A 17,771-nucleotide genomic window follows, 5' to 3' on the forward strand; every position below is an offset into this window, starting at 1 on the left:
CATGGATGAGAAGAAGTTGACCCAGCAGGTTATTGAGGTTATCGCAGATACATTGTCTGTGAAAAAAGAGGCAATTAAAGAAGATACCAACCTTGTAGAGGAATTAGGTGTAGACTCTCTGGACATGGTAGATCTTGTTCTTGCCATGGAGCAAGAATTTGGTATAGAGATAAAAGATGAAGATATTACCCCCGATATAAAAACGGTGAGGGACATTGTGGCACTTCTTGGAAAATATCTTAAGTTCTAAGAAAGGGATATTTTCCGGGGAGTCTGACACCTTATATATAAGAATTAATTTCTGGCGTCATCCCAAAAAGGGAAGCTCTCATCTTCTTAGGCAAGCTCTAACCCATCCTTCATTTGATAGCAGAAAAAATTATGAGCGCTTGGAGTTTTTGGGTGATAGTGTTTGGGGGCTTATTGTTGCCAGTTATCTATTTGAAAAATACCCTGAACTTGATGAGGGTAGTCTTACACTGCTGAAGGCATATTTTACAAATAATAGTTTTATTAGTAAACTCTCTAAGAAAATAGGATTAGGACAACTTCTTAGGGTAGGTAAATCTTATAAGTTTCCCGTCTCTGAAAGTACGCTTGCCGATATTTTTGAATCGTTTGTTGCGTATCTGTATCTTACCTATGGTTTTGAAAGAACCAAACGCTGGGGTTATAAGGTCATGAACCATATCTTGCCATCCAAAGAGGAGATAGAAGAGATATTATTCTCATTTGACCCAAAGGGTAAGCTACAGGCAATACTGGGAAAGGAAGGTTTAATGCCAAGATACGATGTTGTGAAAGATGGAAAAATGTTTAGGGCTACTGTGTATATAGGTGATAAAGCTATAGCGCAAGGTATGGGACACAGTATTCGAGATGCAGAGAAAGATGCAGCTCATAAGGCACTAATGGTGTTGGTGAGAAATGGCAAAGCAGAAAAGTAAGCGTATTTATCCTATTTTTATACCATTTACCGGTTGTCGCTTTCGTTGTAGTTTTTGCAATCAATGGGCTTCATCTGGTGTATCACAGGATGAATATCGGAAGAAAATAGAACAATCTTTCGACTTTTTGATGCATTCAGAGAAGAAATACGATGAAGTCTCTATATACGGAGGAACTCCTTTATGGTCTGGTACAGGCTGGGATATTATGGAGAGACTTCAACCGTTTGTAGAGAGTGGAAAAGTAGGGGGTGTTCGTCTTTCTACAAGACCTGATTCCATTACCCCAGATATTATCCAGAAACTTGTTGATCTGCATGTAACAACTGTTGAGATTGGCATACAGTCACTATCAGACAAAGTGCTTCAGTGTGTCAACAGAGGACATACGGTTGCCGATGTTGAAAGGGCTATTTCATTACTTCACGATTCAGGGATTGATGTGATAGGTCAGTTTATGATAGGTTTACCCTGCGAAGGTGAAGAGATATACGATATTCCGGGGTGGGCTTGGAAGCACAACATTGCCGGTGTACGTATTTTCCCCCTGATTGTACTTGAAAATACGGAGATAGCAAGTTGGTATAAGGAGGGTAAGTATAAGCCTCTTGATGTCGATGAGGCTGTCTATAAATTGGCTCGTATTGTAAGGCAGCTTGAGGAATATGATATTCCTGTTATACAGATAGGTCTTCATTCTAGTAAAGAATTGCAGAAGGCTGTATTGGCAGGCCCATATGTGGGAAACTTAGGAGAGATGGTTCGCTCATTTATCAATTTTATGCTTGTAAATGAGGGTAAGATAAAAGAAGATGATGTACCTGTGTCTCAAAGACGTATGTTTGATAGATGGAGGAGGGTGATACAGCGTGGGAATACTTGATAAATTCAAAAAGATGTTTGCATTTGGCAAGAAAAAAGAGGAAAAGCCTGTAGAGAAAAAGGAGTCCATAGTGGCTGATGAAGATATTATCTTGTCTGATAAAGGAGCAGAGGTTGTTGTAGAAAAAGAAGAAACAGTAGAGGAGCCTTTGCCAAAGGAAGATGTGGAAGCTTCTGAGAAGGAAGTAGCAGAGGTAGTAAAGGAGAAAACAATAGAAACAACATCTCAGGAAGAAACACCTGCTTTAGAAGAGATTCCACCTGTTGAAAGTGTGGCTGGGACGCAGACGAGGACTACCACAGAGGTTTCAGAGGTTGAAGTTTCGGTTTCTTCAGAAGAGATAGAGGCATCTAAAGATAAAGCAGTGTTTGTATCTGAACCTGTAGAAGAGGTCAAAGAGGAAGAAGGCAAAGAAATATCTCCTGTCATAGACTTTTCTTCTATCCAGGTGATGTCCGAAGATGAGAGAGATGAGCTTTTGGCATTCCTTATAAAAGCAGACTTTGGCGTGATGCTTGCAGAGGAGCTTTTAGATATTGTTGAGGAGTATCCTCCCGAGGAAAGGGAGATGAGACTCCGTACCTTGCTGGCGTCATATCTTCCACCAAAACCAGAACCTATTAAGATTGCTTCTGAGCCGCCAACGGTGTATTACTTCTTTGGTGTCAATGGGGTAGGTAAGACAACAACTATTGCCAAGTTTGCCCATATTTTAAAAAAGAGGGGCAAGGTTATGGTTATTGGTGCCGATACATTTAGGGCTGCTGCCACAGACCAGCTTGGGCTGTGGGCTGAGAAAGTTGGTGTAGATGCTCATCTTGGCGAGCGTGGTGCCGATCCATCGTCTGTTATTTACACCGGTGTAGAAAAGGCAAAGGCGAGAGGATACGACTTTGTACTTGTAGATACAGCCGGTAGAATGTCTACCAAGAAAAATCTTATTGAAGAGCTGAAAAAAATGGAGAGGGTTGTTAAGAAGGTTGTGCCTGATGCTCCACATGAGAGTTTTCTTGTACTTGATGCTACCCAAGGGCAGGCGGCATTTAGACAGGCAAAGACCTTTATGGAAGCGGTTCAGGTTACCCGCATCATTCTTACCAAACTCGATTCTACAGCCAAAGGAGGTTTCATCTTCTCCATATGGAAGGAACTAGGGCTTCCTATAGCATTTCTTAGCTTTGGACAGGAACTTGAAGATTGGGTGGAGTACTCTCCATCTGTTATTCTTGATAATCTATTTGGAGAAAGTAGGTGAGGTTTATGGATATAGGAGAAATGATGTCTATAGCTTCTGAAGCAGCATATTTGGCTGGAGAGGTGCTTCAGTCTAAGTATCTTCATGTCAAAGATATAAGGGAGAAAACAGATATAACCGATCTTGTTACTGAGGCTGATAAAGAGGCCGAAAAGGTTGTGAGGGCCTATCTTGAGGGTGTACTTGATGATAAGCATTCTATTGTGGGTGAAGAGGGTGGTGGTAGCGCTACAGGTAGGTATGTGTGGTATGTAGACCCCCTTGATGGCACGGCAAACTTTGCCAAGGGAGTACCCATATTTTCCGTTAGTGTAGGTATGCTTGATGAGGGGCGTTTTTCTGTTGGAGCCATATATCATCCCACAGAAGATGTCCTTTATTGGGGGAGCGTTGAGGCAGGTGCGTGGATAAATGGAAGAAAACTTGTGCCTAGATACGAAGCAGAGATACGCGGAGCATATGTGGGGTTGGGATTTCCCCGTAGGTGTACAGAAGGTGCTAAAGATGCTGCACTTATATTTCAAGAGTATTCTGTACTGCATGCACGTAAACTGAGAAGCATTGGTTCTGCGGCTTTGGGACTTGCATGGGTTGCTGCCGGTTTTCTTGATGTGTATTTCCAGCCATGCCTTAGCATGTGGGATATGGCGGCCGGTGTTGCACTTGTACTGGCAGTAGGTGGTTCTGTGTATATTCATAAAGTAGATGATACAACTTATGGGGTATGGGCGAGTGGTAATAATGACCTTTACACTGCATATGCGGAAATTATCCCATACCTAAAAGAGTATGTAAAAGTGTAAAAAGTGTAACAGGTTAAAAGCAATAGAGGTATATACAGGGGGCATACATATGCCCCCTGTATTGTTTATATACATAAACTTTGTGTGGTATAATAGCCATGACAATGAAGTTTGAGGAGGGAATGATATGGAAAGAGTATACTTTGACCACTGTCGTAGTACATTTGTTGATACTGAAGTGATAAAAGAAATGAATATATGGATGACCGAGAAGTATTGGGCTCCTGCCCCTTTTACATCGACGGGTACTGAAGCTCAAGAAGCTATAGATGAAGCACAGGCTGTTTGGGCATCATTCTTTGGTGGTAAGCCGGAGGAGGTTCAGTTTGGTGCCAGTGAGGTGGTCCTTGCCAATGTTGCCATTAGAGGTATAGTGGAAGCATACTATAAAAAACATGATACTAAGCCACATATTATTACCACCGAAATAGAGGCAGGATCTACTGTTCTTTCTATACTGAGAAAACTGGAGAAATCCGGTAGAGCAGAGGTGACATATCTTAAAGTATCTAAGGATGGACTTGTATCACCCGATGATGTGAAGGCTGCTATCAAAGACAATACAGCTATGGTAGTTATGGCTGATGTCAACTTTATGGTTGGTACTGTTCAAGATGTTCCTGTTATTGGTAAAGCTATAAAGGAGAAGAAAGACGATGTGAGATTTGTCATAGATGCTACACGCTCACTAGGGCGTACGCCTCTATGGAAGTATGCAGACTTTGCAGATGTGGTATTTACCGATGCTCATAGAATACATGGGCCTAAGAACTCTAGTGTTCTATGGGTAAAAAGCGGTGTATCGATAGTGCCTATTGTATGGGGTACAGTAAAGCATTTTGATATTACACAGGATAAACCGGATATTCCTACCATTCGTGGGGGCATGAAAGCACTACAGATTTTGCTTGATGGTTATGAAGAGAAGTATAACAAGATGAAGAAGCTTCAAAGGATGCTCTTTGATGGAATATTGGAACGCATACCAGAGGTTCAGATTAATGGTCCATGGCCAGAGCACCGCAGCCCGTCTAATGTATGCGTGACATTTAAGTATATTGAGGGCGAAGCTGTGCAGATGTACTTTGATATGAATGGTATTGTTGTTGATACAGGTTCTGCGTGTGCTAATCCCTTCCTTCAGGCAAACCATGTTATACTGGCGCTTTACAATGATTATGCAAGGGCTCATGGTTCTATTAGGCTTATACTCTCGTGGCACAACACAGAAGAAGAAGTCCATAGATTTCTCGATGTAGCACCGGAGGTTGTTGCTACACTGAGAAGAATAAGTCCGGTTGCACCGGAAGTATATAAAAAGTAGGGAGTGATGTGGTATGGCAATTAAGTACAATGAGAAAGTTGTTGACCATTTTCTTCATCCAAGGAATTTAGGTAGGATAGAAAATCCCGATGCTGAGGCAGTAGTTGGTAGTCCTGCATGTGGCGACCAGGTGGCTATTTATCTGAAGATCGATCCAGAAACAGAAAAAATAGAGGATATAAAGTTTGAGTCTTTTGGATGCGCTTCCAATATTGCTACTGCATCGATTATCACGGAACTTGCCAAGGGTAAAACAATTGATGAGGCTATGAATATTACATGGAAAAAGGCAGTAGATGAGCTGGGAGGACTACCACCTATTAAATATCACTGTTCTGTACTTGCCGTTGATGGTTTAAGGTCTGCTATTAGACACTATCTTATGAAACAGGGACGCATCAAGCCGGAGGATCTTAATAGTGATCTTGTTAGAGGAGAACTGTACCATGTTATTTATCCTCCACTAGGTATAGATATTGTTTCAGCCAAGAGGGTAAAGTATATTGGTGTTGATGACGGAGTGGTAACAATAGATATTGCCTTTGATGACGAAGACCCATATCTTGACGAGATTAAGCATGAAATAGAAGAAAAAGTTAGTGTGTTGCCTGGGGTAAAGGAGATTAAGGTTAACAATGTCGGACTTTACGAATAAAAATGATTCTTATCGTTTGCTACTGGCGTTTATAGACAAAAAGGCTATAGGCAGGGCGCGCTTACTAACGGTCATTATAGCTACCGGTGGTGCCCTGTCTCTCATTGCCTTTTTGTGGTTGTGGCTCTTGCCACCATCTAATATGGCTGTTTTGATTTTCTTGGCTTCATTGGCTGTTATTACGGCTGGTGTATCTATAGTTCTTGTAATTGTCTATCTTGTATTGCTTGTAATGACTATGAATACGGGAAAGCCGTACATCGCATTTCCTACATTGAGCGTGGTAAAGAGAGTTATTCATGTCAAAGATGCTTTTATTGACTCATTGCCACCTGAAGACAGACCGAGGGCAAGAGAGATTATTGAGTACTGGGAAAAAACCCTTTATGATGGAGGTGAAGTAGAGTGAAAAAGGTATTAATTATTACAGGTCCTTTCTTTGAGGACATTGAGGTACAGTATCCTTACTACAGACTGAAAGAAGAAGGATATGAGGTTATTATTGCTGCCCCTGAGAGGGGTAGAGTGGAAGGTAAACATGGGTATGTTATTAATGCAGATTTGGCATTTGATGAGGTTAGACCTGCCGAGTATGATGCCCTTGTTGTGCCTGGTGGCAGGGCACCGGAGCGTGTAAGGCTCTACAATAGCGCCAAATCTATCGTTAAACATTTCTTTGAACAGAATAAACCTGTTGCCACAATATGCCATGGTCCCCAGGTACTTATCTCTGCCGGTGTTGTCAAGGATAGAAAGGGTACGTCTTATGTGGGAGTGCGCGATGACCTTATTGTTGCTGGTGTAGAATACCTTGATGAACCTGTGGTGGTGGATGGTAACTGGGTATCTTCCCGTCATCCTGGAGATCTCGATGTATGGATGAGGGAGTTTATCAAAGTTGTGGAGGCATAAGATATGGCACGACTTTTTAATGTTCATACGACCTGGGGCGAGGGCACATATACTCCCCAGCAGTGGATAGACTATGCACGAAAGCACAATATCGATGAAATTGTGTTTATAGACTTTGTTCCACCAAGCAAATGGGAGGAATACAAAGAGGATATGGAAAAACTTGATTTTACTGGTGTTAAGGTTTCTTATGGTGTTGAAGTGCCAGCTAAGGTGTTGAAGGATACACCGTCTAGTCTCCTGGAAATATTTGATATTATTGCTGTATCTGAGCGATGCTTTGGTAAAGATGATGATGTGCCTCGCATTATGGAAGATTTGCTCCTACAGTGGACGAAAAAACTGCCACTTATATACTGGATAAGACCAGGAATGTGGTATAAGGAATACGGAGATACATTGCTTGGGCTCGAGTATTATGTTGAAATACTTAAGAGGGTACCAGAGAATAAAATCATACTGGAAGTCAATCGTAGATACAATGTTCCACCGCCATATATACCTGCTTTACTGGATGAGTTGGGATATCGATTTGTTGTCGGTGTAGATGCAGGTTCTCCAGAAGAGCTGCCACAATATGAGATTCCTATACTAGGCTTTACATTTGCCGATGCAGAGGAGTAACCTCTGCATCGGTTTTTACTTCAACCTTTCGTATATATCTCTTATCTGTTCATGATACTGTTTAAATATTTCTAAGATTTGTGGGTTAAAGTGCTCAGGTTTTGTACGCCTGTCTCCTTCTAATATGATTTTTACAGATTCTTCATGGGTAAGCGCTGGTTTATAGGGTCTTTCATCGCGTAGTGCATCGTAGACGTCCGCGATGGAAACAATCTGGGCCTCTATAGGAATCTGATTACCCTTAAGACCAAAGGGATATCCGCTACCGTCGAATTTTTCGTGATGGTAGAAGGCAATATTCCTTGCAACCATAAAATGCTGTTTGTTGCCGAGAAGTTCTGCACCGAACTTTGTATGCTTTTTCATTAGTTCCCATTCTTCTTCTGTTAGTGGTCCTTTTTTCTGAAGTATTTTGTCTGGCACCATGATTTTTCCTATATCATGAAGCGGTGCAAATTTTCTTATTTGGTCTACAAGCATTGGAGGTAAATTCATTTTTTCAGCGATGAATCCTGCTATTTCTCCAACTCTTTGTATGTGTTTACCTGTTGTATCATCGTGTTTTTCAGCTATTCGAGCAAGTGTTGTTGCAAAGTTATAGTAAGCATCATATAGTTCCTTTTCACGTTGACTGGCATGCTCGTATGCACGTAGAGTATTTTCTCGTGCTCTCTGAAGTTGTTTTAGGAAGTCAGTGTTTTTGTCAATAATTTCTTGAATTTTCTGTGCCAATGTGTATATTTCTTTGGGAGCATCTTCGGCTATATACTGTAAGTCTTCCTGAGGAAGCTCATTTCTGGAAAGATCTAGTCCTTCTACTATGCTGCTGAGTTCTTCCAGTGGCATTGCTATATTGTGGGATATCTTCTTGGCTGCTTGTATAGACGTAGTGATCGAGACGATACTAACAAAAAGAAGGGCTATAATGAATGACACAATAAGCCATAATATGCTATAAGAGTGAATACTGAATACCATGTATAAATATCCGTTATCTACAGATTTGATATGAAATGGTGACACAACATATGCCCTTGTGATACCAACATGTTTAAATTGTGGTGTTTCTTGCGATGGAGGAACCATTTGAAATATGTTTGCTGGTAGCGTGGTAGTTACAATAACTGGCTGTAGTTTGTCAGTGTACAGATTTATTCCCTCTATACTACTGAAATTTTTCATGAATGCTCGTATAACGCTCATTGTCGTTTTGTATACAGGTTGCCGTTTACCGGCTATGTATTCTACTATATATGTACCAGACGCTGTTTTAACAACTCCAGTGAGTTTTATATCCATAGTTGGATATATCATTTGTACTGAGGTTATGGTAGGTGTTGTAACAGTGATATTTGTAGCTGGTCTTATAGTAATATTATCTGCTTTAATGCTGTCAATGCCTTGTTCCGAAGCGAGCGTCAGCTTCCTTTGAAAGCTTGGCTTGTAGTATACATTAACAAGTCTATCTACATAGGCATTAACAATATCAATTGTGGCCTCTTGTATAGATTTTACGCTGTTTGCCATGTTGTTATGAACGATAACGACGATTATGATAGAAAATACAGCTGCCACAAGTAAGGATAGGAATATAGACCAAATACGACTACGAAGTACCTCTTTTCTTATAAATTCTTCAAAGGTTGGTCGTTTGTTGTTTTCATCCATAGCATAAATATTTTATACTAACTGTGGAGGTGAATGATATGGAAAAATGGTTGGTTATCAGTGATACCCACGATAATATACCTATGTTAAAGAAATTGCCTGGAATTATAGAAAGCTATGGTATTACCCATATTTTTCATGCAGGTGATTTTATTGCTCCATTCGTAATGCCGTATCTATTGTTTGATGGAATTGAGTTTATAGGTGTATTTGGTAATAATGACGGAGAAAGACTTTTTATGTTAGAAAAAAGTCAGGGCAAAGTGAAGATTGGTCCCATAGAGATAGAGACTCCATATGGCAAGGTATTTCTTATGCATGAACCATATGCTCTTAATGCGGCCGTAAAAAGTCGTTTGTATTCGTTTGTGTTTTACGGGCATACTCATAAGGTAGATATTCGTAAGGATGGAGAAGTGCTTGTTGTTAATCCCGGTGAGTATTGTGGTTATCTCACCGGTCTTTCCACAGTGGCTATTGTGGATCCAGAAACAAAAGAGGTAGAGCTTATAGAGGTTGGTCATGTGGATCGTTAAGTCCCGTCCGGAGGATTTTATTGTTGTTGAGGATATAAATCTACCCTCAGATGGTGCGGGATATCACCTGTATTTTTTGAAGAAGTCTGGCCGTACTACACTAGCTGTTGTAAAAGAGCTTTACCGACGCTATGAAATGAAAAAGGGAGATATTCATTTTGCTGGTATGAAAGATAGAGATGGTGTTACATATCAATATATATCTTCTGTAAAAGATATGGGTAGACATGTAAAGGCAACTACCTATGAAATGTGGCATATTAAGGATGTAACTTCTCATGTTGATAGAAAGTCTTTGAGGGGCAATTACTTTTCTTTATTGATAAGAGGAGCTATTTCTATAGATACAGCTGTATTGTCGAGTGGATTTGTAAATTATTTTGACTATCAACGGTTTGCCGTGTTTTCAGAGGGAATGGCGGCACGACTGATACTAAAAAGACAATATAAAGAGGCATTGTGGACATTGCTGACACCGGGAACAAGATCTCTTATTAAAGAACCCTTTGACGTAGAAGATTTTCGTGAGTGTCGCAAATTATCACGTACTCCTTGGGAAAGACGACTATTTGACTTTTTGCGGAGAAAAGGACCGAAGTATAAAGAAGCCCTTCGGTATGTAGATGGGGATCAGCGTGCAATTAGTATGCTTGCGTATCAGTCGTATCTGTGGAATAAGACCGTTTCTAAACTCATAGAGCACTATGGGGAAGATATCCGTTATATAGATGTAGCTGGCCAACAACTTGCCGTTGCCCGTAATGTAAGAGTATCTTACAAGGTACCATTCATCACTTGGTTTCTAGCGGAAGAGTGGTGGGATTTACCAGAGGATGTAAGGCAGGCTATAAAAGAAGTGCTTGAAGAGGAGGGTTTTGCTGAACTATTTGAACTAAAGACGAAGGTTCATGGATATACGCTAGTACTGAGATATAGAAATATGATAGAGCAGCCTAATATTATTGCCAATGTTGCCAGTAAAGATGGTGTAAAACTGGTTTTTTTCTTGCCTACAGGCTCATATGCCACCATGTATGTCAAGCAACTAGCTGTGTATCACGATGAGATGGTTCAAGTAGGTGATGGGGAACAAGGAGCACAATAAAGCCTAAAATGCCTGCAATAATAAATGGTAGATGTTTATCTATTGCATACAGATAACCGCCGAGTAGTACGCCGATAGCATTTCCTATGTTTACCATAGATGAAATGATTCCTGTTCCAATAGGTTTTTCATGTTCCTCAAGAAATGGGAGAACTATACTTTGTGAACCACTGTATAGGCTTTCTGCCCATCCATGGGCAAAGTAGTATATACCTGCTGTAAGGAGGGAACTATGCAAGATAGAAAATGCCGAGATACTAACCCCTCCTGCCATGAGCTTAAAGAGAGAAATGGGGTTGAAACCTATGTAAGAAAGCAGGGGTAATGTCATGGAGGCGAGAGGTGAAAGAGATGCCAGTAGCCCTATGATTGCTTCCTTAATGCCTAAAGTATCTTTCAGGTATAGCGATATAACAACATTTGTCATACTGCCACCTAGTGCGATAAGCACTGTGAGTATTAAAGGCCACACAATTTTTCGGGCGACTACGATATAATTTGCCTGTTCTTTATGGTGTTCCCTCAAGGGGGGCATTGATGGAATGGCAATATATATTATAAAAGCAGCTATAGCTGCTAAAACAGCGTACGAGAGAAATATCAGGTTATAGCCCATATACTGTGCTATAGCACCTCCAATGGGAGGTCCTATAAGGAAACCCAGAGATATTCCACCTATGAATGTATATAGGGCTTTATAGGTATCTTCAGGATATACGATAGAAAAAATGTGTACTCTTGGTGGCATTTCCATGAAGGCCAAACCTTCGAATATAGCACCTAACATAACACCGTATATGGAATGAATCGTTAGATACGATAAGGCAGCTATGGACGACATAAACCATCCTATAGTGATAATGATACGAGGAGATATGTAGTGAGAGATAATAGCCCCTACATTAAGCGCAATAAGTCCTGCTATAGTTGATATGGCCATAACAATGCCAGCATGGACGGATGTTCCGCCAAGCTCGGATATATAAAGTGGCATAATTCTAAAAAATAAAGAGGCCCCTATAGCCCATAGAAATCCTCCCAGCGTTATAAGATACACTGTTTTCTTGCTTGCCATAATATATCTCCCCTCCCACGATGCGATATTATACTATACTTAGCATAGGCTTGAGGGGTGATCGCATTGATAAAAATTGGCAATGTATACAATATGGGGGATTTCTTTATGCCGCACATGGTGGAGCATGCTGAAAAAATCATGGCTACCTATGGTGCAGGTTTTGGTGTAGTAGGTTTTGAAGGAACAGATCTAAAAGGTTATCTTTTATGGATTATTGACAATATAATAAAAGGAATATATCCTGCTTGTGGACTTTATATAAAGGAATCATATATAGATTTTTACCGTCCTTCCGATAACATTTGGGTAAATATGTGGAGATTGGCAATGCATTTAAGCCCTATTGGTTTGGATGGTAAACTTGTGTTAATTCCATATGTAAATAAATATCCTTTTTATAAATTGGCTACTATAAGGCAGATTGAACAAACCATGAAAAGTAGTAATATCACCGATATCAATATGTTATCTATCTTTGAAAAAAAACTGTTTCAAACAAAGGTAGAGATTGTTAGTACAATGGCTAAGGAGGAATTAGCTCAGATAGATTGGTTGGTATGTCATTTATACAATGATCCTATGATGGCTTCTTTATCTGGTAGTTTGAGACGTAGATTCAAAACGACGGTAAGGGAGGTTTGTAATGATAAGCTCTAAGAAACTTCTTGTTAGTTTTTTGATTTTGGTTTTGGTTGTGCTTGTTGGGGCATGGTATGTACGTTATAAAATACATGAAAGGTCTGTAGAGGTGCTATCTGACGTTAGTGGACAGATGTATACTACGTTGCTTGCCCAATATGAAAGAGATGGCCTTTCAGATGATGAGGTAAGAACATTAGTAGGTTATCTTGCTCGTACCATCGCAATGGGTGTTTATCCCAATATGCAGATTAGAAATGTTGATATTGGTGATATACATACCGATGGTAAAACATTTTCTGCTGCTAATATAAAGGTTGTACTCGATAATGCCACTGTTGATATCGATAGTATTACATATGATGGTTCACAGACAGTTATATCTTTTTCAGTTTCTACAGATAGTAGTGGTGGTTTTTTGAAAGATATATCTGCCGGAAAGATATATATTCTATACTTAAATGATGGCAAGTGGAGACTTGGGAGGTGAAATTATGGATTTTCTAAAGGTGAAGTTTGTTAGGGATCCTATACATGGAGAGATAGAGCTATATCCTATAGAGAGCCTTGTTGCTGATACAAGGGCTATGCAGAGATTGAGAAAGCTATCTCAGCTTTCTGGTGCTGTATACACATATCCGGGGGCTACTCATACCCGTTTTGCCCATGCGCTTGGTGCTATGCACCTTAGTGGCCTCTATGCCAGGAGACTGTACCCCGGTGATGATAGGGTATTCACCCTTGCCCGAATAGCTGGCCTTGTTCATGACATAGGTCACGGCCCTTTTTCCCATCAGTTTGATGATACAGTTTATCATACTATGGGGCTTAAGAGGGGACATGATGATTATAGGGAAAAGTTGATATTAGAGATTTTACATAAACAGATGGAACAGCTGCTCCAACTAAAACCAAAAGCTTTTCGTGACCAATTTTATAGACATATGGAGTATATAGGATTCTCCCCAAAACCATCAAGTATTGAAGAACTTATGCATGAGGTGTTTAATGTCTTAGAGGGAAAGGATAAGGATGGTTACTCAGTTATGTTTAATATGGTGCAAGGACCTATTGGAGCAGATCGCATGGATTTTCTTTTGAGGGATGTCTACTATTCTGGTGTCAGAGGGGTAGGCTTTGTCGATTATCAGCGCATTATTAGACATACGGCGAGACGCACATACAAGGGTAAAGAAGTTATCGCCTACCATAAGAAAAATATTGATATGATTTCTTCTTTTCTCTTCACTAGATACATGATGTATAAGCATGTTTATTTTCATAAAACATCTCGTGCTGCAGATATTATGATACAAGAACTTTTAGAGCTAGCAGCTGATATATTGAAGTTGCCTGAGAAGGTTAAGGATACTGATGAATTCATGCAGCTTTCGGATGCCTACATCACTGAGGGGATTCGTTTCTTCTATGAGAATAGAGCACTCTTAGATGAAAAATCCCGTGCCAAGGTAGAAAAAGCTTATGAACTACTCAGAAGATTAGAAAGTAGGGATTTGTATAAACCTCTACTAGACACTATGAAGTACTTTGATGAAAGTGAACTGACGAAAAAGACTATTGTAGATCGTAAAGATATGGTGAAGTTTGAGATACAGGCGTTTATAGGCAAGATAAAGGAAAACATGGAAAATGTGCTTAGTAGTGTAGGCATTGAGGCGGAGGACAGACAGGAACTGAGCGATATACTAGAGCATTTTGATGAGATATTTATAGCCGATGTGCCCTACTATATCACTGTATTTGATCCTCGTGAGTTTACAGCCAATGATGTATTTATATACGATACAGATAAGGTATGGAGTTTGTCGGAGTATCTGGAAGAGGAATCAGAGCAACCTGTGCTTATGCATGGTGTAGTGTATCTTCTAAGGGTCTATCTAAGAAAGGATATCCGGAACTTGCTTGTGAAATATAATATTATTCCATCGTATGGGGGAGATAATGTTCCATCTACATTGTGGTAAATAGATAAAAAGGGGCTCACAATGAGCCCCTTTTTTGTTTTTATTTAAGATAGGCTATGAAGTAATCTTCTATGAATCTGAGGGCTTCTTTCCAGGTTTGCGGATTACCAATATCTATGTCCATGAGCCTCAAGAGCAATTGTCTGGGATTTTCAGAGCCTCCTGCTGCAAGAAGTTCTTTATACTTTTTTACGAAGTCTTGATATCCTTCTTTGTATCTCTTAAATATGAGAAGAGATACAAGCTCGGCTAAGGTATAAGAGTATACATAGAATGGTGTATGTAAGAAATGGGGGATACCTACCCATTCATCTTTATATGTTTCCGGGTAATCCACACTATCGCCGAAGAGCTTACCATATGTTTCGAGATAAAGCTCGGACAAATTGTCTGGAGAGGCCCCTTCTCTGGTTACCCTTCTGTGAGCTTCTTTTTCAAAGATGTAAAATGTATTCTGTCTAAACACAGTACCTATGATGTCTTCTATCTTGCCAGCAATCTCTGCTTCTATATTAATACCTTGACTTCTAAAGTAATCATGAAGCAAGAATTCACCAAATGTAGAGGCAACCTCTGCTAAGGCTAGTGGTGGATGAAAATTGAGAGGTGTTTGTTTGCCAGATAGTACACCGTGAACACCATGACCTAGTTCGTGAGCCAGTGTTGCTACATCTCTTGTTGTTCCTGTAAAGTTTACCATGACATAGACAGGTGCTTTTGGAGACTGATACATGCAGAAAGCTCCACCCATTTTCCCTGGCACAGATGGAGCATCTATGCGACTTTCCTCAAAGAACTCTGCTACAATATCGTGTATCTCTTTGTCAAATGATGCCAGTGAAGCAAGCACAGCCTCTTTTGCTTCTTCCCATGTAAATGTTTTCTCTTCTCCTATAGGTGCAAAGAGATCGTACAGAGGAAGTTTTTTTCCTGCTTTAATCTTTCCTGCTTTCCAAGACCAGTATTTCTGTGGTATATGCATGTTTTCCCATACGATATCAGCCATGGTATCTACAACTTCGTCGTCTACATCGTTTTCGACATTGCGCATTGATACGGGAGATGGATACTTTCTGAGGTCTGCCTCTTTGTCCCAGTCCATGGCAACTATGGTAAACAGTCCACCTAGTGTTTTTCTGTTTTCTTTAAGGATTGATAGCATAGTATCCCATGCCCATATTCTGTCTTCTCTTTTTCCTGACATACGCATGGAACGTATTTGGGGCATAGGTATCCATTGACCGTCTTTCTCTGCCCCTAGAGTTCCGCTGAGTGTGTCATAGAGCTTTACGGCTCCACCACGTCCTGTTGAGTTTTTTAGAGATATAATTTGCTCTCCCTCAGGAGAGAATGTGTGTGGAGCTTTTCTAACAAGCTTTTCAAAGAAATGTTTATATGTTTCTAGTGATGGATGTTCCATCAGGGATTTCAGGGTTTCTACACCAAGACCAATAAAAGCAGATGTGATTTTGGCGAGGTATCCTTCCAGCTCGCCAGATTCTGCCATCATGAGCCCCATGTATTTCTGAGCTTCGGGATCCTGGGTGTTTTCGGCATATTTCAAATAAATATACGCAGATGCTATGCCAACCTTGTGTAGCACCCTTTCGACTTTTTCTATAATATCTTTTATTTGTTCTGGATTGATAGGAGGAGAAATAGCCCTTTGTGTTTCTTCTGCAAGACTACGAGCTTCCTCTTTAGCCTCTTTCAATATAGCAATAGCCTGCTGAGCATTGTCAAGTAGCAAGCTCAAATCCCATCGTGGCAACTGTTTTTCCATATAGCATGCCTCCTTTCACAGATAGCATTTTACCATAGGAGGCAGAAAGTGCTTATAGGGAAGATTTGAAATTGATGAATTCAGGGTAGCGCGCGTTTTCTGCTAATTCTACTGTCTCTTTAAATATCTTTCTTACACTGATTTTTTTATCTTCATTGGGATAAAACATGAGTATGCCAATACGAATATCTTTAATGCCTTCAATATCTCTGAGCTTTTCTGCCAGCTTACTGCTCCACAGTATTATCTCGTCGTCGGTTATGTTTGGTCTTATTATCCATATCCCCTTTTCATTAATTGTGTATGTGTCTTTGCCATAGAGTTCGGGTACGATAAGTTTTTCTGTCAGAGATGGCTCTTTGGCTAGCTTAGAGGACCTTATAAATATAGAGGCAAACGGTGTTTCATTGGAAATGAGAGTGGTAATAAAATTTGCAGGGTGTTCTCGGTGTGTAAAGAGTGTTTCAGTGTATAGTCCAAACAAGGCAAAGATGAGAATGCTAGCTGTGCTTGTAATTAAAGAGGCTGTGGTGGACACTGAGTTGGTTGGAATAATAGCCTGTATAAAACTTTCGCCTATTAATGTGCTAAATAACACAATAAGCCAGTATAGTACCGGAAGAAGTTGAGTTGAGATTTGTTGGATGTTTGAAATCGTGATAATAAGTAGGGGAAAGGTTAGTATCATCCGAGCTATAGGATATGAATATTCATGATGAGTGATAATTAGGGGTAAAAGCAAACTTATGCCTACGATAGCAACTTCAATTAAGAGGAATATGGTTCTTTTTCTCGTGTATGTTATCTGCTGTAGGATAAGGGTTCCTATGGCAAGCGGAATGAAATATATTAATGACTTTTCTTCTATGCCAGATGCTGACAGTACTGATATGAAGAAAATTAGAAGACTTATCTCAGATAAAAACACGATATATTGATATTTGGAGTAGATATAAATTAACAATAAGGAGAAGAAGGCAATAGTGGATACAATTGTAATAGATTCATTTGCAACAAATTGAATCGTGCTATGAAGAAACATGTACTGTTTGACGTAATCCTTAGGTACAATAAGAGCATCTGCTAACCATCCCGCTCTGTCGCCAGTTGTGTATACAATTTTAAGGGTGTTCTCGTAAGTTAGAGATGATGGGGGAATGGTATAACTGATATTGTATGTGAAGGGATGGTGTCCCTTCGATATATTGGTAATACTGATTGCTCTACCGTTTATGAAGACTTGAGAAGGTATAAATCCTTCTTTTATAAAAAAGGTAGGATCCTTTATGGTAAAAATGTGATCTAGTTGAAATGTTGTTTGAAATATATATGTTGTTCCAGGATCTTTTGTTAATATTCCCTTTTCATAAATTGTTAATGTTGGTCCTTTAGTATGCCATACATCAAGAGATAAATATTGTGAGTTGCTTGCTCTGAGGCAAAAGGATGCTATGCCATATGAAAATATGAATATGGCTACTACAATAAGAGCCACCTGAGCGTATATAACATGTTTATCTATTCCTTTGAAACCTATTATCATTTTTCTCACCTGTTATATTCTACATTGACTT

Annotated in this window: 19 protein-coding genes; 15 read left to right on the top strand and 4 right to left on the bottom strand. The window is 39.9% G+C overall.

Features of this window, described 5'->3' with window-relative positions:
* Position 1: 1 nt before the first annotated feature.
* The 10 genes from GM182_RS02025 (at position 2) to GM182_RS02070 (ending at position 7,403) form a co-directional block, all read left to right on the top strand.
* A complete protein-coding gene (locus tag GM182_RS02025) occupies positions 2-250 on the top strand; it encodes an acyl carrier protein (protein ID WP_449186938.1) in 249 nt (82 codons plus the stop codon).
* Complete coding sequence (locus GM182_RS02030) at positions 228-947, top strand: ribonuclease III family protein (protein ID WP_449187269.1); 720 nt, start codon at positions 228-230, stop codon at positions 945-947. The genes GM182_RS02025 and GM182_RS02030 overlap by 23 nt, the downstream gene beginning before the upstream one ends.
* A complete protein-coding gene (locus tag GM182_RS02035; protein WP_449186939.1) occupies positions 928-1,830 on the top strand; it encodes a radical SAM protein in 903 nt (300 codons plus the stop codon). Before GM182_RS02030 ends, GM182_RS02035 begins: the two co-directional genes overlap by 20 nt.
* Complete coding sequence (gene ftsY, locus GM182_RS02040; RefSeq protein ID WP_449186940.1) at positions 1,817-3,085, top strand: signal recognition particle-docking protein FtsY; 1,269 nt, start codon at positions 1,817-1,819, stop codon at positions 3,083-3,085. Before GM182_RS02035 ends, ftsY begins: the two co-directional genes overlap by 14 nt.
* Before the next feature lie 5 nt (positions 3,086-3,090).
* A complete protein-coding gene (locus GM182_RS02045; protein WP_449186941.1) occupies positions 3,091-3,888 on the top strand; it encodes an inositol monophosphatase family protein in 798 nt (265 codons plus the stop codon).
* A gap of 127 nt (positions 3,889-4,015) precedes the next feature.
* Entirely contained in the window at positions 4,016-5,212 is a 1,197-nt protein-coding gene (locus GM182_RS02050; RefSeq protein ID WP_449186942.1) for a cysteine desulfurase family protein, read from the top strand.
* Positions 5,213-5,225: 13 nt separating this feature from the next.
* Positions 5,226-5,867: an iron-sulfur cluster assembly scaffold protein gene (locus GM182_RS02055; protein WP_449186943.1), complete on the top strand. Its 642-nt coding sequence runs from the start codon at positions 5,226-5,228 to the stop codon at positions 5,865-5,867.
* A complete protein-coding gene (locus GM182_RS02060) occupies positions 5,848-6,276 on the top strand; it encodes a hypothetical protein (RefSeq protein WP_449186944.1) in 429 nt (142 codons plus the stop codon). Before GM182_RS02055 ends, GM182_RS02060 begins: the two co-directional genes overlap by 20 nt.
* Positions 6,273-6,779: a type 1 glutamine amidotransferase domain-containing protein gene (locus GM182_RS02065; protein WP_449186945.1), complete on the top strand. Its 507-nt coding sequence runs from the start codon at positions 6,273-6,275 to the stop codon at positions 6,777-6,779. Before GM182_RS02060 ends, GM182_RS02065 begins: the two co-directional genes overlap by 4 nt.
* Positions 6,780-6,782: 3 nt before the next feature.
* A complete protein-coding gene (locus GM182_RS02070) occupies positions 6,783-7,403 on the top strand; it encodes a hypothetical protein (RefSeq protein ID WP_449186946.1) in 621 nt (206 codons plus the stop codon).
* 15 nt (positions 7,404-7,418) lie between these two features.
* Here GM182_RS02070 and GM182_RS02075 read toward each other — a convergent pair whose 3' ends face one another.
* The gene (locus GM182_RS02075; protein WP_449186947.1) at positions 7,419-9,071 is read right to left on the bottom strand and encodes an HD-GYP domain-containing protein; all 1,653 of its coding nucleotides are present in this window, start codon (positions 9,069-9,071) and stop codon (positions 7,419-7,421) included.
* A 38-nt stretch (positions 9,072-9,109) separates the two neighbouring features.
* Between GM182_RS02075 and GM182_RS02080 the strand changes: the two genes are divergently transcribed.
* The gene (locus tag GM182_RS02080) at positions 9,110-9,607 is read left to right on the top strand and encodes a metallophosphoesterase (protein ID WP_449186948.1); all 498 of its coding nucleotides are present in this window, start codon (positions 9,110-9,112) and stop codon (positions 9,605-9,607) included.
* Entirely contained in the window at positions 9,594-10,712 is a 1,119-nt protein-coding gene (gene truD, locus GM182_RS02085) for a tRNA pseudouridine(13) synthase TruD (protein ID WP_449186949.1), read from the top strand. Before GM182_RS02080 ends, truD begins: the two co-directional genes overlap by 14 nt.
* Here the strand turns inward: truD and GM182_RS02090 are convergent.
* Positions 10,645-11,787 carry an MFS transporter gene (locus tag GM182_RS02090; protein ID WP_449186950.1) on the bottom strand — a complete coding sequence of 381 codons (1,143 nt, stop codon included), beginning with the start codon at positions 11,785-11,787 and terminating at the stop codon, positions 10,645-10,647. The genes truD and GM182_RS02090 overlap by 68 nt on opposite strands.
* Before the next feature lie 108 nt (positions 11,788-11,895).
* Here GM182_RS02090 and GM182_RS02095 point away from each other — a divergent pair, with 108 nt between their 5' ends.
* From GM182_RS02095 to GM182_RS02105, 3 genes are read left to right on the top strand one after another with little or no spacing between them, the layout of a single operon-like run.
* Positions 11,896-12,447, top strand: coding sequence for a hypothetical protein (locus tag GM182_RS02095; RefSeq protein ID WP_449186951.1), 552 nt, complete (start codon positions 11,896-11,898; stop codon positions 12,445-12,447).
* A complete protein-coding gene (locus tag GM182_RS02100; protein WP_449186952.1) occupies positions 12,434-12,919 on the top strand; it encodes a hypothetical protein in 486 nt (161 codons plus the stop codon). Before GM182_RS02095 ends, GM182_RS02100 begins: the two co-directional genes overlap by 14 nt.
* A 4-nt stretch (positions 12,920-12,923) precedes the next feature.
* On the top strand, positions 12,924-14,414 hold the full coding sequence (locus tag GM182_RS02105) for an HD domain-containing protein (protein ID WP_449186953.1): 1,491 nt from the start codon (positions 12,924-12,926) through the stop codon (positions 14,412-14,414).
* Positions 14,415-14,454: 40 nt separating this feature from the next.
* Here GM182_RS02105 and GM182_RS02110 read toward each other — a convergent pair whose 3' ends face one another.
* Together GM182_RS02110 and GM182_RS02115 are read right to left on the bottom strand one after the other, a co-directional pair.
* Positions 14,455-16,197 (bottom strand): M3 family oligoendopeptidase, encoded by a 1,743-nt coding sequence (locus GM182_RS02110; protein WP_449186954.1) that lies wholly within the window; start codon positions 16,195-16,197, stop codon positions 14,455-14,457.
* Positions 16,198-16,249: 52 nt separating this feature from the next.
* Complete coding sequence (locus tag GM182_RS02115; RefSeq protein WP_449186955.1) at positions 16,250-17,740, bottom strand: hypothetical protein; 1,491 nt, start codon at positions 17,738-17,740, stop codon at positions 16,250-16,252.
* Positions 17,741-17,771 lie beyond the last annotated feature (31 nt).

The sequence above is a fragment of the Zhurongbacter thermophilus genome, assembly GCF_026184435.1.
Lineage (GTDB): Bacteria > Coprothermobacterota > Coprothermobacteria > Coprothermobacterales > JAADFF01 > JAADFF01.